Here is a 25215-nt window from a genome sequence, read left to right on the forward strand (position 1 = left end):
GGAAGGGACGGTTTCGAGAGCCCCCGCCTCCGCACCGCGCGGCAGACCTCTCGGATGCCAGGAAGAAGAAGTACATGAAAGCTCTGCGCTACGTCGAGATCGGCCAGCCCCCGGTGGTCGTCGATATCCCGATCCCGAAGCCCGGCCCCGGCCAGGTTCTCCTCAAGATCACCGCGGGTGGCGTCTGCCACTCCGACGACTACGTCATGGGTCTGCCCGAGAAGGACTACCTCGAGCAGGGGTATCCGCTGCCGCTGACGCTCGGCCACGAGGGCGCCGGCATCGTGCACGAGATCGGCGAGGGCGTCGACTCGACGCTCAAGGTCGGGGATGCCGTGGCGGTCTACGGCCCCTGGGGCTGCGGGCGCTGCCACAACTGCTCGATGGGCAAGGAGAACTACTGCACGAACGCCGCCGCCGAGGGCATCCGCCCTCCGGGCCTCGGCAGCCAGGGCTCGATGGCCGAGTACATGATCGTCGACGACGCCCGTCACCTCGTGCCGCTCGGCGACCTCGACCCCGTGCAGAACGTCTCGCTGACGGATGCCGGGCTCACCCCGTACCACGCCATCAAGAACTCGCTGCCGAAGCTCGGCGCCGGAACCTTCGCGGTCGTCATCGGCACGGGCGGACTCGGCCACGTCGGCATCCAGATCCTGAAGGCGATCTCGGGTGCCACCGTCATCGCGCTCGACGTGAACGACGAGAAGCTCCGGCTCGCCACCGAGGTGGGCGCCGATCACGTGCTGATCAGCGATGCCTCCGCGGCCGACGAGATCCGCGAGATCACCGGCGGGCTCGGCGCCAACGCCGTGTTCGACTTCGTCGGCGCGAACCCGACGATCGCCCTGGCCCAGAGCGTCGCCGCGCTCGAGGCCGACATCACGATCGTCGGCATCGGCGGCGGCAACATGACGCTCGGCTTCGGGTCGATCGCGTACGACGCCGCCGTGCGCATCCCGTACTGGGGCTCGCGTGCCGAGCTGATCGAAGTGCTCGACCTCGCCCGCGCCGGCAGGATCCACGTGCAGACGGAGCGCTACTCGCTCGACGACGGCCCGAAGGCCTACGAGGACCTCGCCTCGAACAGCATCCGGGGTCGCGCGGTCATCGTGCCCTGAACTCGCTCACCGGAAAGGCCCCCGAGAGATCGGGGGCCTTCTTCGTGCCCGCGCCGGCTCTCTCAGGTCGCCGGCGGCTCGAAATGCGGGATGGGGGAGGGGCGCTCGGCGCGCTCGGTGAGATGCTTCGCGCGCGCGGCGTCGGTGAGCGGCACGGCGTAGACGGGGAGAGAGACGCGCGGCCGCTTCGGGAACACGCGGCCGGTCACCGTCACGGCGACGATCTTGACGACGAACTGCTTCGGCGTCGGCGTCCACGACGCGAGGTGCTCGACGCCCACGTGGTGCAGTTCCGACTCGCTCGTGACCTGCTCGGCCTCGCCGCGCACCACGACGCTCCAGTACGCGTCATCGCTCTCGCCGTCGACCTCGAGCGCGACCGCGGAGTGCGCCGTGATCGCCAGGAACTTCGCGTCGAACGCCGAACGGACGTAGATGCTGCGGCCCGTGGCGAGGTGGTTGACGGGGCGGATGTCGGGGCGCCCGTCGCCGGCGACGAACGCCAGTCGGCACAGCTCCGTCGCTTCGAGCAGGCGCCAGCACTCGGCCTCGTCGAGATCGGAGAGCAGCGCGTCGGGTGCGGGCGGGTGCGGTTCTGCGGTGGCCATGGTCGTCCCTTCTCTCGTGCGTCCCTCTGTCGATCCTGCTCTCCGCCCGGGCCGTGCGCCACCCCCTCCGCCCCGCCCTCGCTCGCAGACGCGGCGTCCGGTCGTCAGGGCGCCGTCGCCGTACGCCGGAACCCGCCCTCGTGCTCCTCCACCGCCCCGGCGCGCACGAACTCGTCGATCCATCCGCGCATCGGCCACTCGCCCCAGCGCGCGGCGAACAGGGCGCCGTTGCGCAGGATGTCGTCGAGGTGGCGCCACGGGGGAGTGCCCGCCGGGTGCCACTGGTGATAGGCGTGGGCGCCGCCGACCCACAGCAACGGGATGCCGCACTCCCGTGCGCGCCGGCCGAGATCGGTGTCCTCCGCGCCGTACCCCTCGTACCGCTCATCGAAACCGCCCAGCCGCGCCCATGTCGACGGGGTGACGGCGAAGGACAGCGACCAGAACAGATCGAACTGCGTCGGCATCGCCGTGACGATCTCGCCGGCGGCCGGATTCGGTCGCCCCGGATGGGGGCGGGTGAGACCCGCGAGATCGTCGGGGTCCCGGGGGCGCTGAACGCTGTGCAGATACGTCACCGGCCCGCAGAGCAGCCCGTCCGGGCGCGAGCGCGCCGCCTCGGCGTACCGCTGCAGGAGCCCGGGCGCCGGCAGGCAGTCGACGTCGAGGAACACCAGCAGATCGGCGCCGAGCGCGAGGGCCTCCGCGGCGGCTGCGTTGCGGGCCGCACCGACGCGCAGACCGTACCGCCCCGGCGGCACGTGCACGCACTCGGCCCCGTCGAAGCCCGACGGGTCGTCGGCATCCAACCATGCCTCGATCCGCACCATCTCGATGCCGTCGCCACCGGCATCGTGCAGGAAGCGCCGCTGGCGGTGCAGGTGCGCGAGTCGGTTCCCGGATGCCGGCGTGATGACGGCGACGCGGAGGGTCACGCCCGCACCTCCTCGATGACGGAAGCCGCGCGCGCCGCGGATCCGCGGACGCCCCAGCCGTCCCAGGCGGGCGTCGACACGGCGGCTCGGCGGATGAGCTCGACCACCTCCGCAGGCTCCGCTCCCGCAGAACCCGTCTGGGCGAACCCTCCCGTGCGCAGCGTGCGGCCGGTGTGCTCCTGCTCGGCGAAGGGTCGTTCCTGCACGAGCACGACGGCCCGGGCGTTCGCCGCGGCGAGGTCCGCGACCCCGTTCTGACCGCCGGCGCTCACCACGACGGATGCCCGGGTCAGCATCGGCCAGACGTCGTCGACGCGGTCGTCGTCGCGGGTGCCGGCCGTCTCGACCTGCCAGCCCTCGCCGGCGAGGAGGTCCCGCACGGCGTCGAGTCGCACGGCATCGAGCGTGCGGCTGAGGAAGAGCACTCGGCGGGCGTCGGCATCCGTGGCACCCTCGGGGCGTTCGAGGCCGTCGTAGCGGGAGATCGCTCCCACCCGGCGCACGCGCTCGTCGCGATCGACGAGGCCGGGCGCCACGATCGTCGCATCCGCCCACGGCGCGATGATCCGATCGGCGAGGTCGTAGGCGAGGCGGTGCGGGGCATCCGTGCGGTCGCCGGGCTGCGCGAACACGACCGTGGGCACGCCGAGCAGACGCACGAACGCCGTCACCTCGACGCTGACGTCGACCACGAAGGCCGTCACCGGCATCCGTGCGATCCAGTCGGCGATCGTCGCGAGCCGCTGGCGATGCCCGGGGTGGGCGATCGGCGCCCAGTGCAGCGCTCCTCCCGCGGTCACGTCGCCCCGCTCGTGCGCCTCACGCGACGTGCCGTCGGGGTCGACGACCGCGTCCGCGTCGAAGGGCAGGCGGACCCAGGTCGTCCGGTCGTCGAGGGCATCGGGTCGCGGCAGGCTCGAGAACACCGTCACCTCGTCGGCGAGGTGGGGGCGCACGGCCAGCAGCCGGGTCACGTGGCCCCACCCGTGATGGTGCACGTACCACCCGATCATGCGCCGACCGCCTCTTCCGCACCGAACGGGAGCGTCGTCGGCGTGTCGATGGAACCCGTCGACGCGCCCTGCGCCGCGTTCGAGAGCACGCGCTCGACCTCGCGGTGGCGGCGCGCCAGCGAGTGACGCTGGGCTGCGGCATCGCGCACGCGTCGGCGGGTCGTGCCGATGCGCGAACGATGTGCGAGTGCGACCGCTGCGTGCGCCAGGGCCTCGACGTCGCCGGCGGGGACGACGGCGGTGCCGGGCAGGCCGGTGAGGACTTCGCTCGCCCCGCCGGAGTCGAACGCGGCGACCGGGGTCCCGGTCATCAGTGCCTCGGCCATCACGAGGCCGAACGGCTCCGACCACATCGGGGTGACGAGGGCGACCGCGGCCGAGCCGACCAGATCGCAGAGTTCCGGCTGACGCAGCGCGCCGACGTACTCGATGCCGTGCCCGAGCAGCGGCGCGACCTCGCGAGCGAAGTAGACCTCGTCACCCACGCGCCCGGCCAGCCGGAGACGTGCACCCGCGCGCCGAGCGGCGAGGATGGCCAGGTGCGGGGCCTTCTCGGGCACGATCCGACCGGACCACACCCAGTCGCCGCCGCCCGGTCCCGGTCGCCACTGCGTGGCATCGACGCCGTTGGGGAACACGAAGGCGTCGACGCCCTCGGCCGACCAGGCGCGAGCCGTGTACTGACTCACGGCCAGGAAGCGATGCGGGGCCTGCCCGGGCAGCGCGTTCGCAGCGATCACCATGTCGGCGAGCGGCGGTGTGTGCAGGGTGGTCACCACCGGGATGCCCGGATCGCGGCTCCACAGGATCGGGGCGCCGTGGAGGCTGTGGTTGTCGATCACGTCGACGCGCGTCATGGCCTGTTCGATCCGCCGCTGCACCCGGGCGAACGCGCCGGCCATCCGCCGACGATGCCCCTCCGGATAATCCGTGTCGGAGACGTCGAGCCCTCGCTGCCAGCGCGGGGTCGGGAGGACGAGGTCCTGTGCTCCGTCGAGGAAGTCGGAGCCCTCGGCGGCGCACAGCTCGACGTGATGCCCGCGTCGGCGCAGCCAGCGCACCCTGTTCCACACCACGGCTTCCAGGCCACCGGGATGCGGCTGGCGCAGGGCGTGGCGCTCGGGAGCGACGACGAGGATGCGCAGAGGAGCCGAGCGCGTCATGCCGAGACCTCCGCGAGCGCCGACGCGTAGAGCGCGGTATGCGCGTCGCGCACGGCGTCGCGCTCGACCAGACGCTCGCGGTGCCGCGCGCGGATCACGGCATCCCGCTCCGCCTCGCTCGTGCGGACCGTGCCCCGCACCGCATCGGCCAGAGTCCGGGCATCCTCCAGGTCGACGGCCGTGAAATCCGCAGGATGCTGCGCACCGAAGTGCCCGACGTCGGTGCCGGCCACCCGCACGCCGAGGTCGAAGCAGAGTTCCACCCATCCGGAGTGGGTGCCGTGCCGATACGGCAGGACGAAGAGATCGAGGCCGCGCAGCCACGCCTCGATGGCGGCATCGGTCAGGCGCGGCGTCCGCCGCAGGTACACGAACCGAGAGGCCTCTGCCGCCGCGAGCACGCGCTGCGCGGCCCGGTCGTCGCGCACGCGCTCGTTCATCAGGACCTCGATCCGCACCGCCCGGCCCTCGTCGGCCAGCTGGCGCGCGGCGCGATCCGCGGCGCGGACGGCTCCCTCGGCATCGATGTTCGGCCGCAGGTCGCGCAGGTGGATGCCCACCCGCACGGTGTCGTCGTCGTCATCGTCGACGGATGCACCGCCATCGACCGCCGCGGGGAGCGCGGTGAGGAGGGTGGGATGCGCGAGCACCGTGCTGCCGCGATCCCAGCGCCGCGCGATCTGCGCCGCCGCCGGCGCGGTGAGCGTCACCAGCCTGTCCGCGGCTGGCACGATCACGTCGAGCAGGGAACGGTGGTGCGGCTGCGCGTCGAGCTGCGGGTTGTCGAGGTCGTGCACGGTGTGCACCACCGGGTGCCCGCCCCGACGCGCCGCGTCGAGCGCCGCCCCCAGCTCGACGGGCGAGAACGACTCGAGGCCGAAGTGCACGTGCAGCACGTCGAAGTCGTGCCGGTGGTTCGTGAGCCAGTCCTCGGTCATCGCGACCGGCGGCCACCACTGCCCGGCGGGCGCACCGGGCACCGGCGGATCGGGGAGCACCTGGACGCGACGGGGGTCGCTGATCGCGTGGACGTAGGGGTGGGCGGCGGGAATGGAGACGACGCGGATGCGATCGGTCTGGGTGTCGATGAAGTCTTCCTCGTGGGGCTGAACGCTCCGAGTCCTCGGTTCGCCGGGGGCGGCGCAGATGCCACGGTGACGAGGGGAGGGAGCAGGGGTCGAAGGTATACGTTCGTATGATGATCGATGACCGCGATAAGGGCACGACCGTTGCGCCCACGGGTTCAGCGGTGCTAGCGCGTCGGAACCACTACGCGGAGTTCTTCGGTCTCGCGCCCCTGCCCGAGCGATTCGGAGTGGTCATGGGCAACTGTCAGGCCGAGTCCCTGCGCCTGGTGATCGACGGACCCGGCCACCGGTTCGTGCGTGTTCCGCCCGTGCACGAGATGACCCGCGACGAGGCGGAGCGCCTGCATGCCCTGGCGACCGCCGCGCACACCGTGGTGACCCAGCCGATCCGCGACGACTACCGGGAGCTTCCGCTGGGAACGCGCCAGATCGCCGCGGTCACCTCCGCGCGCGTCGTCACCGTGCCCCCGGTGCGCTTCGCCGGACTCCACCCGTTCCAGGCGGCGATCCGGGTGCCCGACGTCGGGGAGGATCCGCCGCTGGTGCCGTATCACGACATCCGCACCCTCGCCGGGGCGGCCGGGATTCCGGTCGCTGCGGCTCTGCCCCCGGCATCCGTCCGCGCCGTCGGAGAGGCATCGATCGACGAACTGCGCAGGCGCGAGGCGCACTGCGACGTGGTCGTCTCCGACCTCTTCGACGTGGTCACCGCCGACCACGCCCGCACGGTCAACCACCCCGGCAACGCCGTCTGGCTCCCTCTCGGGGCCCGGGTGCTGCAGACGCTGGGCATCGCCGACGGGCCGACCGACCCGGGCCGGCCGCTGCTCGCCTCGGTGCGTGCGCCCCTCGCAGCGGAGGTGATCGAGGCGTGGTCGCTCGATGACGTGCCGCGCTCGCACTGGATCGTCGACGGCGTCGACATCGATGCGGTCGATGTGGAGGCCGCCCACCGGGACTGGTACACCGCGCATCCGGCGTTCGTGCGAGCGGCCGTCGAGCGGCTCGCTCCGCTCCTCGCGGTCTGGCGCGACGCATGAGCGGCGCGCCGAAGCTGCTCGCCCACGCGGGGGATCACGGCGTCGCCGTGTACTCCCGCGAGCTCGCCTCCGCCGTCACCGGCGCGCACCCCGCCATCGAGGTCGTCGCCCCCGCCGATCTCCGTCGGCTCGCCCCGGGTACCGCGGTGCACGCCCAGTTCACCGATCGCCTGTGGGCGGATTCGCCGGAGGAGGCGTCCCGAAACTTCGCCGAGCTCGCCGCGCGCCTGCGCATCAGCGTCACCCTCCACGACATGCCGCAGGAGTCCGACGGCCCGCGCAATCGAGCGCGCCGCCGCGCGGCCTATGCCCTCGTCGCCCGGACGGCCCGGGGCGTGGTCGTCAACAGCGCCCACGAGAAGGCGCTGCTCCGAGAGGAGGGCGTCTGGTCGGGGGAGGTCGCGCGCGTGCCGCTCCCCGTCGAGGTGCTGCCCGCGGACTCGGGAACGGCTGCGCCCTCGGAGTCGGACGGCTCGGTGGGCGTGCTCGGCTATTTCTATCCGGGCAAGGGGCACGACGAGGCGGCGCTCGCCGCGGCGGCGGCCGGCGTGCGGCGGATGACGGTGCTCGGGCGCGCCTCGGAGGGGCACGCCGAGGAGCTCGCGGCCTTCATCCGGCGGGCGGAGGGCCTGGGCGTCGCCGTCGAGGTGACCGGCTGGCTCGACGACGCCGAGATCGCACGGCGGGGACGCGCCGTCGCGGTGCCGCTGATCGCTCATCGGCACGTGTCCGCCTCCGGTTCGCTCGCCTCGTGGATCGGGTGGGGCCGGCGGCCGGTCGCGATGCGCAACCGGTACATCGACGAGATGGCGCAACTGCGACCGGGGACACTGGCCGTCGTCGACGAGAGCGACCTCGCCTCCGCGGTGCGGGCAGCCGTCGCGGATGCCCCGTCGACCTGGCACGGTCTCCGGAGGCTGCCGGGATCATGGAGCGATGCGGTCGCCGAGTACACGCGCTGGTGGGCGGAGCTGCACCCGTGAGGCTCCCGTACGTGATCGGCAACCGGTGGGACGAACTCGAGGGCGTGCATCCCGATCCCCTGCCGCGCGTCTCGGTGATCGTCGCGCACTACGACCAGCCGGCCGAGCTCGAGCGCACCCTGCACGCGCTCGCCGCGCAGGACTATCCGCGCGATCTGCTCGAGGTCGTCGTCGCGGACGACGGCTCGCCCGGTCCGGTCGAGGTTCCGGACGATGTGATCCTGGTCGGGCAGGAGGATCGGGGCTTCCGCCTGTCCGCTGTGCGCAACCTCGGTGTGCGGGCGAGCAGCGGGGACGTCCTGTGCTTCCTCGACGCCGACACGTCGCCCGAGCCGGACTACGTGCGCGAGCTGACGCGATTGCCGGCTCTGCTGCCCGAAGCGGTCACCGTGGGGCGCCGCCGCCACGCCGACTTCTCGGGGATCCCGCCCACCGCTCCCGTCGCGGTCGCCGCGGAGGGACGCGAGCTGTCGGAGCCCTCGTGGCTCGCCGAGGCCTACGGTCGCAGCGCGAATCTGCGCCGAGCCGACGATCGCTCGTACCGGTTCGTCATCGGCGCGGTGATCGCCTGCTCGCGGATGCTGTTCGATGAGGTCGGCGGCTTCGACGAGTCCTTCACGTCGTACGGGGGCGAGGACTGGGAGTGGGCGCACCGGATGTGGCAGGCGGGCGCGGTTCTCGCGCACGTCCCCGTCGCCGTCGCCTGGCACGACGGGCCGGAGTGGGCCGACCGCGACGGGTCAGGGCCGGACCGAGCGAACGCGCAGACCCTGCGTCTGCAGTCCTCCGTTCCGGTCCCGGGTTCCGCTCCGCGAGCCCTCTGGTCGGGAGCCCCGGACGTCGTGCTGCGCGTCCGCGGATCGCACTCGGCCGCCGCCCTGTTCGTCGCGGCGGATTCGATGCTCGCCGCGTTCCCCCGCGCACGGGTCGTCGCGGATGCCGGCGCTGCCGCGCCCGTCGATGATCCCCGGGTCACGGCCGACGGGACCGAGCACGACGCACGCGTCGTCTGGGAGGTCGACGACCCGGTCGTCATCCTCGACGCGCGAGAGATCTCGGACCTGGTCCGCAGCGTGGGCACGGACGACGTGGGCACTGTCGTGCTCGCGAGCGTCGACGGCGCACCGCTGGGAGTGCTGCGCTCCCGTCGCGCCGAGCGCCGGGCGAAGCGCTGGGAGACGGAGCAGGCGTTCGAGACCGTGCAGACCGTGGTCGGCGGGGTGCACCGGCTGCGCGCCGCGCCGCGCGTCGAGGCGTGGGTCGGCGGCTGGGGCGGACCCGCGGCCTTCGTCTGACGGCGCCCCCCACTCCTTGCCCGCGATCCCCACTCCTTGCCCGCGCCCCCCACTCCTTGCCCGCGAAGGTGCCCGCGCGCAACCCCTGAACGCGAAATCGCCGCCTCCCCTAGCGTGGCCGCATGCCTGCACACGATCAGCTCGAACCGTCGAACCCCGTCACCCGCTACGCCCGGGTCGAGCCGCCCCTGCAGCACCAGCCGGAGCCCGGCGTGCAGGCGCGCATGACGCCGGTTCCCGATCTCGGCGAGGAGACGTACCGCGGCACCGGACGGCTGGTCGGACGACGGGCGCTCATCACGGGCGGCGATTCCGGGATCGGTGGCGCGACCGCGATCGCGTTCGCCCGCGAAGGCGCGGACGTCGTGATCGCGCACCTGCCGGGCGAGGAAGAAGATGCCGCGCACGTGCTCGCGCTCGTCCACGACGCCGGCCGCCGGGGGCGGGCGATCGTCGCTGACATCTCGGATGCCGCGGAATGCCGCCGACTCGTGGCCGAAGCCGTCGAGTTCCTCGGCGGCCTGGACGTGCTCGTGAACAACGCCGGTCGGCAGATCGCGGTCGAGCGCGTCGAGGACCTCAGCGACGAGCAGTTCGAGGCGACGTTCCGCACCAACGTGTTCGCGAACTTCTGGCTCACCAAGGCGGCGCTCGCGCACCTCGGCGAAGGGGCGAGCATCATCAACACCGCGTCCCTCGAGGCCTACAAGCCCTCGCCGGACCGCCTCGACTACGCGGCGACCAAGGCCGCGATCAACAACCTCTCGAAGGGGCTCTCCGTACAGCTCGCCGACCGCGGCATCCGCGTCAACGTGGTCGCCCCGGGCCCCGTCTGGACGGCGCTGCAGGTCACCGACGGCGTCTCCGACGAGCAGATGCTCCATTTCGACGACGAGAACACGTACCAGCGGGCCGGTCAGCCGGCGGAGATCGCACCGGCGTTCGTCTTCCTGGCGTCGGCGGAATCCGGGTACGTGTCGGGCGAGACGCTGAACGTCAACGGGGGCATGGTCACCCCGTGAGCCGTCACGACTGCACGGTCTTCGTGCTGCCCGGTCTGGGCCTCGATGCCCGCGCAGCCCTGCCGCTGCAGGCGGAGCTCGACGAGGGGTTCCGCGTGATCGCGATCGAACTGCCCGGTCAGGGGAGCGCGCCCGATGCCCCCGACGGATCGGTCGAGGCGCAGGTCGACGCCGCGATCGGCGCGATCGCGGCACACGCCGACGGCGGGCCGTGGATGCTGTGCGCGCACAGCATGGGCGGCAAGGTCGCCGCCCGCATCGCCGCCCGGATGCGAGAGGGTGAGGACGAGCTCTTCGGGCTGCTGGGCACGGTGCTGCTCGCACCCTCTCCGCCCTCCCCGGAGCCGATGCCGGACGAGAAGAGGCAGCAGATGCTGTCGTGGGTCGACGCGGGCCCCGTGCCGGACGACGACGCGACGACCTTCGTGGAGGACAACGTCGGCGCACCCCTCCCACCTGCTCTGCAGCGGGAGGTCGTCGACCAGGTGACGGGGATGTCACCCCTCGCCTGGCGGCGGTGGCTCGAACGGGGCAGCATCGAGGACGTCACGGCATCCGTCGGGGTGCTCGATCTGCCGTGCCGCGTGCTCGCGGGCGATGCGGATGACGCGCTCGGGGCGGCCGCACAGCCCGACCTGCTCGGCGAGGTGTACCCGCGTGCGCGGTTCGTCGCGCTCGCCGGAGCGGGACACCTGCTCCTGTCCGAGCGGCCGGCCGAGGTGGCGCGCGCGATCGTCGACCTGTGGCAGGAGATCCGCGCCCACGCCGTCGTCGTCTCGGCGGAGTGGGCGCTGCTGATCTCCTCGCCCCGCGTGACTCCGCGGGTGCGCCGCTCACTGGCGCGGCGTGCGCTGCCCGACGACCCCGCGTACCGGCCACGGGTGCTCCGCCCGGCGCAGCTCGATCAGCTGCGCGCCGTGGCGGACCGCATCGTGCCGCAGTCTTCCGGAGGGCGTATCGACCTCGCCGCCCGGGTCGACGCCGACCTCGCCGCCGGTGGCGGCGACGGCTGGCGACCGGCGGGCGCGCTGTCGGATACCGAGGCATACCGCGCGGGACTCGACGATCTCGCCCGTGTCTGGCCCGAGGGGGCCGAGGCGCAGGACGCCCTGGTGCGCGACCTGATCGCCGGAGAGGGAGTGCCGGGATCGGTGGCCGAGGCCGAGGATCTGCGGCGCTGGTTCGAGGACGTCCGCGTGGATCTCGTGCGCGAGTGGCAGTGCCATCCGGCGTCGTTCGCACGCATCGGGTACGACGGGTTCGCCACCGGTGCGGAGGATGTCTCCTTCGCCGGCTACCGGACGCTCGCGGCGGGGCTGCGCGACGAGTGGGAGCCCGCCGATCTCGGGGCGCTCCCGGACGACACGGAGGGGGTCGCGTGAATCTCGACGCGATGAAGACGTACGACCACGACGAGATCGTCGACGTGGTGGTGATCGGCACCGGTGCGGGAGGGGCGCCGCTGCTCGCGCGGTTGGCCGAGCGCGGTCTGCGGGTGGTGGCTCTCGAGGCCGGCCCGAACCACGACCCGGCCGAGTACACGCCCGACGAGATCGACGCGACGGCGATCAACTGGATGTCGAGCCGCTTCAGCGGCGGTGAGGCCCCGACGGCGTTCGGCCCGAACAACAGCGGCTTCGGGGTCGGCGGGGGCACGCTGCACTGGGGAGCGTTCACGCCCCGCCCGGACGCGCGCGACCTGCGGCTGCAGACCGAGACGGGGGAGGGCGCGGACTGGCCGATCGATCACGACGAACTCATCCGCTACGTCGTGCAGGTCGAGGCCGACATCGGCGTCTCGGGTCCGACGCCCTATCCGTGGGATCCCTCCCGCCGCTACCTCTACGCCCCGCCTCACCGCAATGCTCCCGCCGAGCTCATGGCGGCGGGAGCGGCGGCCCTCGGCATCCGCGCCACCGATGCGCCGGCGGCGATCCTCACCCGGGATCGGCAGCAGCCCCATCACGGACTGCGCCACGCCACCACGAACGTCGGCTCGATCCACCAGGGTGAGCGCCACGGCGCGAAGGCCACGACGGCGATCACGTACCTCCCGGCCGCCGTGGCGGCGGGAGCGGAGATCCGCCCGGATGCCGTGGCGCACACGATCGAACGCGATGCGCGGGGTCGGGTCACCGCCGTCGTCTACCGTCAGGGAGGCGTGGATCGGCGTCAGCGATGCGCGGCTCTCGTGCTCGCCGGCGGCGGGGTGGAGACGCCGCGGCTGCTGCTGCACAACGGCATCGCGAACTCGAGCGGTCAGGTCGGGCGCAACTTCCTCGCGCACGGCGCGGTGCAGGTCTGGGGGCGCTTCGACGAGCAGATCCGCGGCTATCGGGGATACCCGTCGGCCCTCATCACCGAGGACTACGTGCGTCCGTCGGGCGCCGACTTCGCCGGCGGATACCTGCTGCAGAGCCTCGGGGTCATGCCCTTCACCTACGCGACCACGCTCGTGCGCGGGGGCGGGGTGTGGGGCGACGAGTTGGTCGCCGAGCTCGACGCGGGGCGCTACAGCGCCGGCATCGGGATGAATGCGGAGTGCCTGCCGTCCGACGGCAATCGCCTCGAGCTCTCGTCCGAGACGGACGAATGGGGCCTCCCGCTCGCGACGATCACCTTCTCGCCGGGGGTCAACGAGAAGGCCATCGACGATCACGCGATCGGTGTGATGACCGATCTGCTGGTGGCTGCGGGTGCCCGCAGCACGCGCGTGCTCGCGCGCACCGCGCACACCCTGGGCACCTGTCGCATGAGCGACGACCCGGCCCGGGGAGTGGTCGACGGCTCCGGGCGGTCGCACGACATCGACAATCTGTGGGTGTGCGACAACTCGACGTATCCGAGCGCGCTCACCGCGAACCCCGGGCTCACGCAGATGGCGCTGTCGCTGCGCACGGCCGATCGGATGCTGGCCGCGCGCTGACCGAGAGGGGATTCGCGACGAGATGGGAGGATGGGGCATGCCCGATTCCGACGACCCCCTCGATCTCGACGTCGAGCACGTCACCGCCGACGGGGCGGTCACCCGTGTGACACGCGTCGAATCGGCGGTGCCCTCGTCGCGACCGTTCGTGCTCGTCGCCGGACTCGGCGTCGCGGCCAGCTACTTCGAGTTCCTCGCGCCGACGCTCGCCGAACGCGGCGACGTCTACGCGCTCGACCTGCCCGGGTTCGCCGGCATGGAGCGACCGCACGGACGCACACCCTCGGTCGCGTTCTTCGCGGATCAGGTCGAGGCGGTGCTCGATCACTACGGCTTCGATGACCCCGTGCTCATCGGGCATTCCATGGGGGCGCAGATCGTGACGGAGGTGCTCACCCGTCGGTCGTCCGTGACGCACGCGGTGCTGGTGAGCCCGGTGGTGAACGAGGCCGAGGCGACTCCGTTCCGCCAGGCGGTGCGCTTCGTGCAGTCGGCGACCCGGGAGTCCTTCCACCTCGCGATCATCGCGGTCTCGGCGTACCTCCTCTGCGGGCCCGCGTACTTCCTGCGCGTTCTGCCGCATGTGCTGCGCTACCGCATCACGGAGCGCATCGCGGAGGTCGAGAGTGCGCTGCTGCTCATCCGGGGCGAGTACGACACGACGTCGCCGCGCCGGTTCCACTCCCGGCTCGTCGCCGCCGCGCCCTCCGCGGCGCGCTGGGAGATCGAGGGGGCGGCGCACTCGATCATCAACGCCCACGCGGTGGGGGTCGCGAAGCTCACGCTGCAGCACATCGACGGACGCCTCGCCGCGCGCGGTCGTATGCAGGACGAGGATGCCGTGACGCCGCCACCCGTGCGTGTCGACGCCGGTCTGATCTGGGGGGCGATGGCGGCCCGCGTGTGGGAGTGGGTGAGCGCGCTGCGCCGCGACGAGGCGGGTGTCGAGCGCGCCAAGGAGCGTCACGCGCGCATCCTCCGCCGCGCCTACGGCCGTATCCGCCGATCCCGGTGAGAGCTGGCGTCACGCGACGCTAGGCGCGCGCCCGCAACGCCAGCCAGGCTGCGGCCCGGTCATCGGCGCTCGACATCGACAGCCCGGTGACGTGTTCGATCCGTCGCATCCGCGCCGCCAGGGTCTGGCGGTGGACCCCCAGACGTGCGGCGGCGGCTCCCCAGGCGCCGTTCTCGGCGAGGAACGTGTGCAGGGTGTCGACGAGATCGTCGTCGAGCGGATCGACCAGTGCGGCCAGCGTGCGTGCGTCGCCGGGCGCGAGGCGGTCGAGTACGAGGTCGACGGTCGGCATCGAGCGGTAGTGCACGACGGAGCGGCCCTCGGTCGCCGCGACGCGGTGGGCGCGACGTGCCTCCTCGACGGACCGTGACAGGCCGTCGAGCGCGGTCGGGGAGCCGAGACCCAGATGCAGGGGCACGGAGAAGGCTGTCGCGCGATCCGCGATCTCGTCGATGTGCTCCGCGCGCACGAAACCCGTCACCATTCCCTGCGCGGCGGTCAGCAGATGCGGCGCGCCGAGGTCTTCGAGCCAGTGGATGACGGCGCGCTCGGCGTCGACGCTCGATGAGCGGGCCGAGAGCGTGAACGCGGCCAGGGCGCGATCGCGCACGCCCCACTCCTTCGCCAGTGCGACGGCGTTCGGCCCGCCGTCCTCCAGCACGCGCATCATCGTGGCGCGTCCGAGACGCTCGGTGCGGCTGCCGTCGTGCGTGCGCAGGAGTAGATCGAGCAGCGCAGCCGCCTGGGAGCTCAGATCGCGGGCCCGGCTGGTGGAGCCGCTCCGGGCGGTCACCACGAGGAACGCCGACATGTCTTCATCGGTGCCGACGGGATGCACCTGCAGTGCCCGACTGCGCACGCGGACCGGACGGTTGAACGCCACGGCGACGGCATCCCCGATGTGCAGCGCGCCGGCTCCCGCCGAGGCGATGGGCTGCGCGTCGCGGTCGAGCAGCACGGCCCATCCGTCGAGGCGTCGGGCGAGCTCCGCGACCACCCCCGCCACTCCGCTGCGGCGGGCGGCGAGCGCGAGCACCTTCGTCGCCGCGAGAACGGCGCGGTCCTCTGCGGCGGCATCCGTCGCGAGCACCGCCTGCAGCGTGGGCAGGACGACGGCCGGGTCGACCCCGGGGGCGACCAGCGCGGTGACCCCGTCCGGGACGGCGGCGACAGGGCCGGTCGCCACGACCACGGCGAGCCGCAGGAGATCGCCGCGCTCGGGGTCGTCGAGTCCGCGCGCGATCTCGTCGGGGCTGCCGACCACGAGCGTCGCGAACTGCGGATGCGGCACGACGGCGAAGTCGGCAACGGGCACGGCGCTCGCCACCGTGGCCTTCGGGCCGAGAGCGCCGCCGGCGACGAGCGTCGCGCCGAGGAGTCGAGCGATCGATGCGAGGTCGCGGGCCATATCCGAAGTATAAGGAATGTCGATCAGGACGCCTGTTGCTCATCTTTTTTGTGAATGACACCGCTGCGCCGCTGTTCCTACGATGAGGCGCGACCCACACGAACGAAAGGGGCCCCATGCAGGCCATCGTCTTCCGCGACAGCGACAGCCCGATCGAGCACACCGAGGTGCAGCTCGCTCCTCCGTCTGCCGGAGAGGTGCGGGTGAAGATCGCCGCCGCAGGGGTGTGCCACTCCGACCTGCACGTGAAGCGGGGGGAGTGGGCGGCGCCGGCGCCGATGGTGATGGGGCACGAGGGCTCGGGCGTCGTCACCGAGCTCGGCGAGGGCGTCACCTCGCTCGCCGTCGGCGACCACGTCGTGCTCAGCTGGGTGCCGCCGTGCGGCGAGTGCCGGTACTGCCGCTCGGGCCACGAGGCACGGTGCCAGAAGGTCGCCACGGTCGTCGCGCCGCTCGGCGTGCTGTTCGACGGCACCTCCCGCCTCAGCGAGGACGGGCAGCCCGTGCATCACTACCTGGGTGTGTCCTCGTTCGCCGAAGAGGTCGTGGTTCCGGCATCCGGCGCGATCAAGGTGCGCGATGACGCACCGCTCGACGTCATCGCCGTGGTCGGATGCGCGGTCGCGACCGGCGTCGGCGCGGTGATGAACACCGCTGGCGTCGAACCGGGAGCGCTCGTCGCGGTGATCGGATGCGGCGGCGTCGGCCTCAACGTCATCCAGGGTGCGCGGCTCGCCGGAGCCGAGCGCATCGTCGCGATCGACGTGCGCGAGGACAAGACCCGCCTCGCGGCGCAGTTCGGCGCCACCGACCAGATCGTCGCCCCCGACGGCGACGCCGTCGCCCAGCTGCGCGCGCTGCTGCCCGACGGCGTCGACTACGCGTTCGACGCGATCGGCCGCACCGTCACCACCGAGCAGTCGATCGAGATGCTCGGCCTCGGCGGCGCCGCGGTGATCGTGGGTCTTCCTCCGACCGGTGCGCGCGCCTCGTTCGAGCCGCTGGTGCTGGCGGAGGCCGATCAGCGCATCCTGGGCTCGAACTACGGCTCGGTGCGCCCGGCCATCGACATCCCCGCACTGGTCGACCGGTACATGGACGGCCAGCTGATCCTCGACCCGCTCATCTCCTCTCGCCGACCGCTGGCCGAAGCCGCCGAGGCGTTCGAGGAGTTGGAGTCCGGCCAGGCCCTGCGCACACTCCTCATCCCCTGATCTCTTCCCTCCCCCCCCTGCACTACTCCGCCGACCCCGATACGAAGGAGACCCCGTGACCACGACCACCCCTCAGAGCCCGCCCGGCGCCCCTGCCGGCGCCCCCGTCGACGCCGGGCTGCGCCGCGGCGTGATGAGCGGACCGGAGCTCGCCGCCCAGGCGATCGCCAACATCGCTCCCAGCGCGGTGATCGCCTTCACCGCCGCCGCGATCTTCCTCGGCGCCGGCAACGGCACCATCTACGCCTTCGCCCTCGCCACGATCGTGATCCTCTGCGTCGGCTACTGCGTCGTCGTCTTCGCGCGCAAGCACGCCTCGGCCGGATCGCTCTACACCTACGTGTCGAAGGGCCTCGGTCCGGCGGGCGCCTACCTCGCCGGCGCGACCCTGCTGATCGGATGCTTCGGCATCGCCGCCGCCTCCCTCATGGGCTCGGTGTCGTACATGGGTCAATTCCTCACCCTCCTCGGCATCCCCGCGTCGGGCCTGGGCTGGAGCATCGCGCTCGCCGTCGTGCTCGGCGGGCTCGCGACGCTGTTCACGATCCGCGGCATCCGACTGTCGGCACGCGTGTCGCTGGTGCTGGAGCTGCTGTCGGTCGCGATCATCCTCGTGCTTCTGATCTCGGCGCTCGTGTGGGCGGAGCCCGCGGCCTGGGATCCCGCCCAGCTGATCGCCGAGGGCTCGTCGTTCCAGGGCATCGCGGCCGGCATGGTGCTCGGCATCCTCGGCTTCGTCGGGTTCTCGTCGGCCGACGCGCTCGGTCGTGAGGCGAAGAACCCCTACAAGGCGATCCCGCGCGCGATCATGTGGAGCGCCCTGACCGTCGGCATCCTCTACGTCTTCGCGGCGTACACGCAGATCGCCGTTCTCGGCGACGACCTGGCCACCGCGGCGAGCCCCCTCGAGAGCATGTCGGAGCTCATCGGCATGCCGATGTGGTTCGCGCCGGTGCTGACCTTCGGCGTCGCCGCGTCGTTCTTCGCCGTCGTCGTCGCGCCGCTCAACGTGATCGGGCGCATCGTCTACGTGATGGGCAAGGAGGGCGTGGTGCACGAGCGGTTCGGCCGCACGCACGACCGCCACCTGACGCCGCACCGGGTGCTGCTCGCCGCGGGGGCGCTCGCCGTCGTCGTCGACATCGTGTTCCTCGTCGCGGGGGCCGACCCGATGGAGATCCTCGTGTGGGTCAACACGTGGGGCACCTACGGTTACATGGTCGCGTACGCGCTCGTCGCGATCGCCTGCGTGGTCTACACGCAGCGCGCCGGCATGCGCAACGGGCTCGTCTGGGTCTGCGCCACGATCGCCGTGGCCACCATGGCGTACGTGTTCTTCGCGAACGTGTTCCCCGTGCCCGCGTTCCCGTTCAACGTGATCCCCTACGTGTTCATCGCGTGCGTGCTCGCCGCCCTCAGCCGCTACTGGTTCCTGAAGGCCCGTCGTCCCGAGGTGATCGCCCGCATCGGCAACACCGAGACGTCGGCGATGCAGGGCGTGGGCTGATCGATCAGGGGACGCGCGGTGGTACTCCACCGCGCGTCCCCATCTTCGCTGAGCGTTTTTGGGCGGCCGGTTCGCGTTGGCTATCGTGGAAAGAACGGCCGACCGGGGATCGAGGGGGACGGAATGCGACGACGATCGAGCGCCGTCCGAAGCCCGCGCCTGGAGACGATGAAGTTCCGGGCAGCGGGACGGGATGACCTCCTCGGCGCGCGCCCGCTGACCGCGTACATGGAGGCGGCGAACATCCGCTTCTCGGCCGTTCAGGAGAGGGAGCCCATTCTGCGGGCGAACCTCGTTCGCATCGGCCGCTTCCTCTTCGCGCACGTGCAACTGCCGGCCTCGACGGTGGTCTGGCCCCGCGATGAGCTGTCGCGCAACCGCGTGGTCATGATCGCGACGGAGGGGGCGGGCTTCATGGTCTCCTCGGATTCTCCCGTCGTCGCGCGCCGGTCGTCATCGTTCGTCGTGCCCCCGGGGGTCGATACGGTGACGTTCGACGCGTCGACACCGATCGAGCTCGTCTTCGTGAGCCTCGACGACACAGAGCTCGGCGGAGAGCGTCACGTCGACTTCGCGCGCGTCGGCGAGGAGGTGCCCGCGGAGTCCGCGCTGCGGCCGCTGGTCAACTTCGTGAAGTCACTCTGCGCGATCGAGTCGGATGCCGCCGACGCCGGCTCCACGCCCCTCGGCGACGCCGCCGCTGAGGTCGCTCGATCCCTTGTCGCCGCGGTAGTCGGGGAGCCGGTCGACCCCCCCGATGTCTTCGACTCCGTGATGCGGATCCTCCTGCAGGACTATCCCTCTCCGCACCTGTCGCTCCTGGCCGTCGCGCGTGCCATCGGCGTTTCGCCGCGCACGGTGCAGTCCGCGCTCCGGATGCACGGCACGACCTTCTCCGACGAGGTGCGCGCCGTGCGACTCAAAGCGGCAACGGAGCTCATCAAGCGCAATCCTTCCCTTCCGCTGGCGGACGTGGCGAAACTGGCGGGCTTCGGCACGCGGCAGTCGCTCCATCGGGCGATGCGCACGACCAAAGAGGACTGACAAGCGTCTTCAGGGGCGCGTCTTCCGAGGCGTGCCGGTTGCCCTCGGTTCGCGCTCGAAAAACTTTTCGCGCAGATTTCTCGGAACTCGCGTCACGTTTCGCGCAAACCGATATGCCATAGGTGAGGGGCCCATCTAGGCTCCGGCATAGCGGTATATCGGGCGCGGCGCGCCCGATTTCAGAACCGAGGGACGGGGAGACGACATGACGACGAAGGATCTGGTGCGGCGGGGAGCGCCGCGCGCACACGGCAAGGTGAGACGAGCGCTCGCGGCCATGGCAGCCGCGAGCCTCGCCACGGCCACTTTGGTGGGCCTGAATATCGCCACGGCATCGCCGGCGCAGGCCGCACCGGGGGACGCTTTCAGCCCGGTTGCACCCGTGGTCTTCATCGCGCAGGGCAACCCCACCCAGCTCCAGCGCGCCGCGACGACTGGAGACGGCTCCTTCTCGTTCGTCGACGAGGGGGGACCTGCGCCCGTCTCGTACAATGCCATCGGCTTCAACCCTGCAGACAACTACATGTACGGCATGGTGGTCAGCAACCCGACCGCGGCGTTCCCTGCCGGTGCTCTGGTGCGCATCGGGGAGGACGGCATCATCACACGCGTCGGGAACACCGTGTACACGCACCCTGCCACGGGATCGACGCGCTGGTATTCGGGCGCCTTCAATCCCACTGACGGGCTCTACTACATCTCCGACTCCGGGCCGAACACGACGATGCGGGCCATTAACGTGTCCACCGGAGCAAGCGTCCGGACGATCGACCTCGGGCAACAGCCCGGTGTGCAGGACTTCGCTTTCCGAGACGGCTTCGCCTGGGGCGCGAACAATGCCGGCGACATCCGTCGACTCGATGTGGTCACGGGCGACGTCGAAGTGTTCCCCGGCGTGCTCCCGGTCGTCACCGGCGGTTACGGCGCCGTCTGGAACTTCGGAAACGGGAACCTCGGATTCTCGGAGAACGCCGACGGCCAGGTCACCCAACTGCGCATCGACAACGGAGCCACGCCCACACCGAGCTTCGACATCGTTTCGACGGTCACCGGTCCACGCTCGTCGTTCAACGACGGCACTTCCATCCCGGGTCTGCCTGCAGATCTGCAGATCGAGAAGAGCGGTCCCGCAACCTTCGTCACCGGTGATCGCATCAGCTACGACATCACCGTCACCAATCTGGGCGAAGGTGTCTCGAGCGGATGGACTGTGACGGACGACCTCATTCCAGAACTCAGCAACCCGTCGGTGAGCGGAGACGTCACCTACTCGGTCGCGGGCTCCACCGTCACGGTGAGCGGAGGACAACTGGGTATCGGGGATTCGGCGACCTTCACCATCGAAGCCGACACCGACGTGTCGCCCCCGGCCTGCGTCGTCAACACGGCTTCCGTGCTCGGCAACGAGGAAGACCCGAACCCTGCGAACAACGAGGACAGCGCCGAGTCGTGCGCGCTCGCCCTCTCGGTCGAGAAGACCTCCGACGCCACTCCGGACTCTCGGCCGGGCGACGTCGTGACCTACACGGTCACCGCGACCAACACGGGCGCCGGCGACTACACGACCGACAACCCCGCTGTGGTCTTCGACGACCTCTCGGGTGTGCTCGACGACGCCGAGTACAACGCCGACGCCGCCGCCTCGGCAACGGGCACGCTCGGATATCAGGAGCCTCTGGTCTCGTGGTCCGGCCCTCTTGCGGTCGGCGAGTCCGTCGACATCACCTACAGCGTCACTCTCCAGCCCGGGGGCGACGGCGAGGTGAGCAACGTGACGTGGATCCCCGAGGATCCGGGTGTCACGACGCCTCCGACCTGTGATCCCGCCACAGGTGGTATCGACGACGCGACGGGCCAGCCCTGCGCCCTGGAGGAGTTCGAACTCCCGCGCCTCACGATCGACAAGTCGGTGGACACCTCCGAGCTCCCGGAGATCGGCGAGCAGGCGACGTTCACCGTCGTCGTGACCAACGCGGGCCCCGGTGACTACACGGCCGCCGCTCCCGCGACGGCATCCGACGACCTCAGCGAGGTGCTCGACGACGCGACCTTCGACGATGCGTCGCTGACGGCCGACGTCGGCACCGCGACCCGCACCGGCGACACGCTCGCGTGGAGCGGTGTGCTCGCTGCGGGCGAGCAGGCGACCATCACCTACTCGGTGACCTACACGGGTGAGGGTGACCAGATCCTGCGCAACCTCGCCTGCATCCCCGAGGACGACACCCTCCCCGGCGCGCAGAGCTGTGATCGGGTGCAGGTGCCCGGAGCGCTGCTGACGCAGTGGAAGACCGCGCAGCCGTCGTCCGACCCTGTCGTGGCGGGTTCCACCATTACCTACACGCTGTTCTTTGACAACGACGGCCAGTCGGCCGCTGCGGTAGACGCGATCGACGACCTCACCTACGTGCTCGACGACGCGACGGTCACCACCGAGCCCGTGGCCTCGGCCGGCCTCACCGCCGTTCGCGACGGTGCCGAGATCTCGATCACGGGTTCGGTACCCGTGGGCCAGACCTCGACGGTCACCTACACGGTCACGGTGCTGCCGGACGACGAGCGCGGCGACAGCATCGCCTCGAACTTCCTGCTGGAGCCCGGCGACACACCGCCTCCGGGCGGCGTGTGCGTGCCGAGCGATGTCGAACAGCCCGACTGCACGACGACCCCGATCACGGGCGTGACCTACACGAAGTCGGTCGAAGCGTCGGAGACGCCGGTGCGCACCGGCACCGAGCTCACCTACACGGTCGTCGTGACGAACACCGGCGCGACCACCGTCGACGTGCTGCGCGACGACGACCTCAGCGACGTGCTCGATGACGCCACGCTCACGGGTGCTGTCGAGTCCGACACCGCCTCGGTCACCGTCGACGGCCCGACGGGCGACGTGCTCGCCATCCGCGGCACGCTCGTCGCCGGCGCCACGGCGGAGGTGACGTACACCGTCACGGTGAACGCGGTCGGAGATCGCGGCAACAATGTGTCGACGAACTTCCTGGTGCCGCCGGGAACGCCGCCGGCCGGTCCGTGCGACCCCGCCACCGAGCAGTGCACCGTCACCCCGATCCAGGGGTACACGGTTGCCAAGTCGGTGGATGCCGAGACGACGATCCCGGGCGCGGTCGTGACCTACACCGTCACGGTCACGAATGTGGGTGCCGTGGACTACACGGATGCCGCACCGGCATCCTTCGAGGACGACCTCTCGGATGTTCTCGACGACGCGACCTACAACGGTGACATCTCGGCCGGCGGCTCGGTCGCCGGCAACGCACTCAGCTGGTCCGGGCCGCTCGCCGTGGGCGCCACCGCGACGGTCACCTACTCGGTGACGGTCGACGACCCGACCGCCGGAGACTCGGTGCTCGGCAACGTCGTCGTCCCGGGTGATCCGACGGGTGAGTGCCTGCCGGACGAGTGCGGCACCACGACTCCCGTCTCGTCGTACACGGTGGCGAAGTCGGCCGACGTCGCCACGGTCATGGCGGGCGATGTCGTCACCTACACGGTGACGGTGACCAACACCGGCCAGGTCGATTACACCGACGCGGCGCCTGCCGCGTTCGATGACGATCTCTCGGGAGTGCTCGACGATGCGACCTACAACGACGACGTCTCTGCCGGCGGCTCCGTCACCGACAGCGCACTGACCTGGTCGGGCCCGCTATCGATCGGCGAGACCGTCACCGTGACGTACTCGGTGACGGTGAACGACCCGCTCTCGGGCGACCGTGAGCTCGTCAACGCGGTGGTGCCCTCGGTACCCGGCGGCAGCTGCGACCCGGAGGCCGAGTGCGCGACGCAGACCCCGGTCGCCTCGTACACCGTGTCGAAGGCATCCGATGCGGCGACCGTGCTGCCCGGCGGCGTCGTCACGTACACCGTGACCGTCACCAACACCGGTGACGTCGCCTACACCGACGACGCCCCGGCCGTCTTCGAAGACGACCTCTCGGGTGTGCTCGACGACGCGGTCTACAACGACGATGCGACGAACGGTGCCACCCTCTCGGGCAGCACGCTCAACTGGACGGGTGCCCTCGCGGTCGGCCAGTCGATCGATGTCACCTACTCGGTGACGGTCGACGATCCGGTGACGGGCGATTTCGTCCTCGTCAACGTCGTCACGCCCCCGGGCCCCGGCGGCAGCTGTGACGGGGTCTGCGAGACGACGACCTCCGTGGGCTCGTACCGGGTGGTGAAGTCGACCACCTCCACCGAGGTCGTGCCGGGTGACACCGTGGAGTACACGATCGAGGTCACCAACATCGGTCAGGTCGCCTACACCGCAGATGCTCCGGCATCCTTCACCGACGATCTCTCGGAGGTGCTCGATGACGCGGCGTACAACGGCGATGCCACGAGCACGTCGGGCGCGGGCGTCACCTACACCGCTCCGCAGCTCGGTTGGGCGGGTGAGCTGGCGATCGGCGAGACGGTGACCATCACCTACTCGGTGACGGTCAACGACCCGGCGACCGGTGATCGTCGACTCGACAACACCGTGGTGACGCCTCCGGGTTCCGGCGCGAACTGCGTGGAGGGATCGACCGATCCCGATTGCGTCTCGCTCGTGCCTGCCTCGTCGTACTCGATCGCAAAGTCGGCATCGCCGGGAACGGCGCTCCCCGGTGACATCGTGACCTACACCGTCACGGTCACCAACACGGGTGCGCTGCCCTACACCGACGAGAACCCGGCATCGTTCACCGACGACCTCTCGCGCGTTCTCGACGACGCGACCTACAACGGCGACGTCTCGCTCGGCGGGGAGGTTGCAGACGGCACGCTCACCTGGGCCGGTCCTCTCGAGGTCGGAGAGACGATTCAGGTCACCTACACGGTGACGGTGGACGACCCGGTCACGGGTGACTTCGCTCTTCGCAACGTCGTCGCTCCGTCGTCGCCCGGGGGAGAGTGCGTGGAGGGCGCGTGCATCACCGATACGCCCGTCGCCGCCTACGCGGTCACCAAGTCGGCCGACGTGCAGGATGTCGTGCTCGGCGGCGTCGTGACGTACACGGTCACGGTCGAGAACATCGGCCAGGTGGCGTACACCGCGGATGCTCCGGCATCCGTCACCGATGACCTGTCGGGTGTTCTCGATGACGCGACGTACAACGACGACGCGTCATCGGGTGCGCAGGTGACGGGATCGACGCTCGTGTGGAACGGGCCTCTCGAGATCGGCGAGGTCGTCACGATCACGTACTCGGTGACGGTGAACCAGCCGGCCACCGGTGACGGCAACCTCCGCAACGCGGTGACCGGCGACGGCCCCGGCGGCGGGTGCGCCATCGACGGCGACTGCGTCACCGAGACGCCGATCGCCAGCTACCGCGTGACGAAGGATGTCTCGACGGAGCGTGCGTCGATCGGTGACCGGGTGACCTTCACCATCACGGTGACCAACACCGGACGCGTGGCGTACACCGAAGACCGGCCTGCGTCGTTCACCGACGACCTCACCTCGTCTCTCGCGGTGGGCACGTACAACGGCGACGCCTCCGGCGGCGCGGTGTACGAGCGCCCGGTGCTGTCGTGGGACGGCGCGGTGGGGGTCGGCGAGAGCGTCACCGTCACCTACTCGGTGACGCTGCGCTCGGTCGGAGAGATCCGCAACGTCGTGGTCACCCCCGACGGGTCTGGAGCGAACTGCTCCGACGGCTCGGTCGACGGGGATTGTGTCACCACCACGACCGTGGTGCCGCCCGGATTGGCCATCACCGGTGGGGCGGCGTGGATCGGCGGCGGGATCGCGGGTGCCGGCTTGCTCGCCCTCGGGCTGTGGCTCGTCGCCCGTCGACGTGCGGAGAACGCGACCGTGTAG

General features: G+C 71.2%; 18 protein-coding genes. 12 read left to right on the top strand and 6 right to left on the bottom strand.

Translation table 11 applies throughout. The features are described from left to right. Window positions 1–74: 74 nt before the first annotated feature. Window positions 75–1121, top strand: a complete 1047-nt coding sequence (locus tag ACIPVN_RS12730; protein ID WP_400443227.1) for an NAD(P)-dependent alcohol dehydrogenase — start codon at window positions 75–77, stop codon at window positions 1119–1121. A gap of 62 nt (window positions 1122–1183) precedes the next feature. Here the strand turns inward: ACIPVN_RS12730 and ACIPVN_RS12735 are convergent, their stop codons facing one another. The 5 genes from ACIPVN_RS12735 to ACIPVN_RS12755 all read right to left on the bottom strand — a co-directional run bounded on the left by ACIPVN_RS12735 (window position 1184) and on the right by ACIPVN_RS12755 (window position 6150). After that, complete coding sequence (locus ACIPVN_RS12735; RefSeq protein ID WP_400443229.1) at window positions 1184–1729, bottom strand: pyridoxamine 5'-phosphate oxidase family protein; 546 nt, start codon at window positions 1727–1729, stop codon at window positions 1184–1186. 104 nt (window positions 1730–1833) lie between these two features. Further along, a complete protein-coding gene (locus ACIPVN_RS12740; RefSeq protein WP_400443231.1) occupies window positions 1834–2664 on the bottom strand; it encodes a galactosyltransferase-related protein in 831 nt (276 codons plus the stop codon). Beyond that, entirely contained in the window at window positions 2661–3677 is a 1017-nt protein-coding gene (locus tag ACIPVN_RS12745; RefSeq protein ID WP_400443233.1) for a hypothetical protein, read from the bottom strand. The genes ACIPVN_RS12740 and ACIPVN_RS12745 overlap by 4 nt, the downstream gene beginning before the upstream one ends. After that, window positions 3674–4840: a glycosyltransferase gene (locus ACIPVN_RS12750; RefSeq protein ID WP_400443235.1), complete on the bottom strand. Its 1167-nt coding sequence runs from the start codon at window positions 4838–4840 to the stop codon at window positions 3674–3676. The genes ACIPVN_RS12745 and ACIPVN_RS12750 overlap by 4 nt, the downstream gene beginning before the upstream one ends. Beyond that, a complete protein-coding gene (locus ACIPVN_RS12755) occupies window positions 4837–6150 on the bottom strand; it encodes a glycosyltransferase (RefSeq protein WP_400443373.1) in 1314 nt (437 codons plus the stop codon). The genes ACIPVN_RS12750 and ACIPVN_RS12755 overlap by 4 nt, the downstream gene beginning before the upstream one ends. Here ACIPVN_RS12755 and ACIPVN_RS12760 point away from each other — a divergent pair. The 7 genes from ACIPVN_RS12760 to ACIPVN_RS12790 all read left to right on the top strand — a co-directional run bounded on the left by ACIPVN_RS12760 (window position 6039) and on the right by ACIPVN_RS12790 (window position 14209). Then, window positions 6039–6968 (top strand): WcbI family polysaccharide biosynthesis putative acetyltransferase, encoded by a 930-nt coding sequence (locus ACIPVN_RS12760; RefSeq protein ID WP_400443236.1) that lies wholly within the window; start codon window positions 6039–6041, stop codon window positions 6966–6968. The two genes, ACIPVN_RS12755 and ACIPVN_RS12760, sit on opposite strands and share 112 nt — an antisense overlap. Next, a complete protein-coding gene (locus ACIPVN_RS12765; protein WP_400443237.1) occupies window positions 6965–7951 on the top strand; it encodes a hypothetical protein in 987 nt (328 codons plus the stop codon). The genes ACIPVN_RS12760 and ACIPVN_RS12765 overlap by 4 nt, the downstream gene beginning before the upstream one ends. Beyond that, entirely contained in the window at window positions 7948–9246 is a 1299-nt protein-coding gene (locus ACIPVN_RS12770) for a glycosyltransferase family 2 protein (protein ID WP_400443238.1), read from the top strand. Before ACIPVN_RS12765 ends, ACIPVN_RS12770 begins: the two co-directional genes overlap by 4 nt. Before the next feature lie 122 nt (window positions 9247–9368). After that, window positions 9369–10268 (top strand): SDR family oxidoreductase, encoded by a 900-nt coding sequence (locus ACIPVN_RS12775; protein WP_400443239.1) that lies wholly within the window; start codon window positions 9369–9371, stop codon window positions 10266–10268. Next, window positions 10265–11650, top strand: coding sequence for an alpha/beta fold hydrolase (locus tag ACIPVN_RS12780; RefSeq protein ID WP_400443241.1), 1386 nt, complete (start codon window positions 10265–10267; stop codon window positions 11648–11650). The genes ACIPVN_RS12775 and ACIPVN_RS12780 overlap by 4 nt, the downstream gene beginning before the upstream one ends. Then, window positions 11647–13194, top strand: coding sequence for a GMC family oxidoreductase (locus tag ACIPVN_RS12785; RefSeq protein WP_400443242.1), 1548 nt, complete (start codon window positions 11647–11649; stop codon window positions 13192–13194). Before ACIPVN_RS12780 ends, ACIPVN_RS12785 begins: the two co-directional genes overlap by 4 nt. Window positions 13195–13231: 37 nt before the next feature. Next, complete coding sequence (locus ACIPVN_RS12790) at window positions 13232–14209, top strand: alpha/beta fold hydrolase (RefSeq protein ID WP_400443244.1); 978 nt, start codon at window positions 13232–13234, stop codon at window positions 14207–14209. A 19-nt stretch (window positions 14210–14228) separates the two neighbouring features. Here ACIPVN_RS12790 and ACIPVN_RS12795 read toward each other — a convergent pair whose 3' ends face one another. After that, a complete protein-coding gene (locus ACIPVN_RS12795) occupies window positions 14229–15617 on the bottom strand; it encodes a helix-turn-helix domain-containing protein (protein WP_400443246.1) in 1389 nt (462 codons plus the stop codon). 116 nt (window positions 15618–15733) lie between these two features. Between ACIPVN_RS12795 and ACIPVN_RS12800 the strand changes: the two genes are divergently transcribed. The 4 genes from ACIPVN_RS12800 (at window position 15734) to ACIPVN_RS12815 (ending at window position 25215) form a co-directional block, all read left to right on the top strand. Further along, window positions 15734–16831, top strand: a complete 1098-nt coding sequence (locus ACIPVN_RS12800) for an alcohol dehydrogenase catalytic domain-containing protein (RefSeq protein WP_400443247.1) — start codon at window positions 15734–15736, stop codon at window positions 16829–16831. Window positions 16832–16964: 133 nt separating this feature from the next. Then, entirely contained in the window at window positions 16965–18338 is a 1374-nt protein-coding gene (locus ACIPVN_RS12805; RefSeq protein ID WP_400443375.1) for an APC family permease, read from the top strand. Window positions 18339–18506: 168 nt separating this feature from the next. Then, complete coding sequence (locus ACIPVN_RS12810; RefSeq protein WP_400443249.1) at window positions 18507–19382, top strand: helix-turn-helix domain-containing protein; 876 nt, start codon at window positions 18507–18509, stop codon at window positions 19380–19382. A gap of 205 nt (window positions 19383–19587) precedes the next feature. Beyond that, on the top strand, window positions 19588–25215 hold the full coding sequence (locus ACIPVN_RS12815) for a DUF6923 family protein (RefSeq protein ID WP_400443250.1): 5628 nt from the start codon (window positions 19588–19590) through the stop codon (window positions 25213–25215).

Origin of the sequence: Microbacterium sp. NPDC090003 (genome assembly GCF_044748385.1) — a bacterium.
GTDB lineage: Bacteria > Actinomycetota > Actinomycetes > Actinomycetales > Microbacteriaceae > Microbacterium.

Coding starts and splice junctions, on each gene's coding strand:
- ACIPVN_RS12730 (WP_400443227.1), top strand. CDS start 75: ATGAAAGCTCTGCGCTACGTCGAGATCGGCCAGCCCCCGGTGGTCGTC.
- ACIPVN_RS12735 (WP_400443229.1), bottom strand. CDS start 1,729: ATGGCCACCGCAGAACCGCACCCGCCCGCACCCGACGCGCTGCTCTCC.
- ACIPVN_RS12745 (WP_400443233.1), bottom strand. CDS start 3,677: ATGATCGGGTGGTACGTGCACCATCACGGGTGGGGCCACGTGACCCGG.
- ACIPVN_RS12750 (WP_400443235.1), bottom strand. CDS start 4,840: ATGACGCGCTCGGCTCCTCTGCGCATCCTCGTCGTCGCTCCCGAGCGC.
- ACIPVN_RS12760 (WP_400443236.1), top strand. CDS start 6,039: ATGATCGATGACCGCGATAAGGGCACGACCGTTGCGCCCACGGGTTCA.
- ACIPVN_RS12765 (WP_400443237.1), top strand. CDS start 6,965: ATGAGCGGCGCGCCGAAGCTGCTCGCCCACGCGGGGGATCACGGCGTC.
- ACIPVN_RS12775 (WP_400443239.1), top strand. CDS start 9,369: ATGCCTGCACACGATCAGCTCGAACCGTCGAACCCCGTCACCCGCTAC.
- ACIPVN_RS12790 (WP_400443244.1), top strand. CDS start 13,232: ATGCCCGATTCCGACGACCCCCTCGATCTCGACGTCGAGCACGTCACC.
- ACIPVN_RS12795 (WP_400443246.1), bottom strand. CDS start 15,617: ATGGCCCGCGACCTCGCATCGATCGCTCGACTCCTCGGCGCGACGCTC.
- ACIPVN_RS12800 (WP_400443247.1), top strand. CDS start 15,734: ATGCAGGCCATCGTCTTCCGCGACAGCGACAGCCCGATCGAGCACACC.
- ACIPVN_RS12805 (WP_400443375.1), top strand. CDS start 16,965: ATGAGCGGACCGGAGCTCGCCGCCCAGGCGATCGCCAACATCGCTCCC.
- ACIPVN_RS12810 (WP_400443249.1), top strand. CDS start 18,507: ATGAAGTTCCGGGCAGCGGGACGGGATGACCTCCTCGGCGCGCGCCCG.
- ACIPVN_RS12815 (WP_400443250.1), top strand. CDS start 19,588: ATGACGACGAAGGATCTGGTGCGGCGGGGAGCGCCGCGCGCACACGGC.